The sequence below is a fragment of the Paenibacillus whitsoniae genome, from assembly GCF_003955665.1.
Taxonomy (GTDB): domain Bacteria; phylum Bacillota; class Bacilli; order Paenibacillales; family NBRC-103111; genus Paenibacillus_E; species Paenibacillus_E whitsoniae.
Window position 1 is genome coordinate 1 of the sequence record NZ_RXHU01000132.1, and the last position, 414, is coordinate 414.

The following is a 414-nucleotide window of genomic DNA, read 5'->3' on the forward strand; positions in this document are numbered from 1 at the left end:
CGACAGCAGCACGTCTTTGGTCAGTTGATCCATCATCAGCATTGTGCCGTTCGGTCTGAACACCTGCAGGATGACGTGCTGCAAGTTCGTCGTCCCTTGAATCAGGACGGCATCGCCCTGCTGCTTGGCTGGGATCGCCGTCAGCGCCGTTAAAGGGCCGGCAGCCTGTGTCCAGCTCGCTGGAATCAACATCACCAGAAGCAGCAGCATGCTCATCCATCGCTTTCTCAACATCTCTAAACCCTCCTTTTCACATATGCATAGTTGGTTATAATGCAAAACCACCCGCGCCTACGAACGCATCTCTCCATATGGGAAGCGCTTTCGCAACTTCTTAAAAAGAAGGCGTCAGGCCAGAATGAACGAGCCTTCTGCGCCTGCAGCCAGCTTTTCAACTTCACGGCCCACTACCTG

General features: G+C 53.9%; 1 protein-coding gene. It reads right to left on the reverse strand.

All coding sequences use genetic code 11. The features are described 5' to 3' along the window. A partial coding sequence (locus tag EJQ19_RS30685; protein ID WP_164716838.1) for a hypothetical protein occupies positions 1–234 on the reverse strand: 234 nt, incomplete at its 3' end. Positions 235–414: the final 180 nt, after the last annotated feature.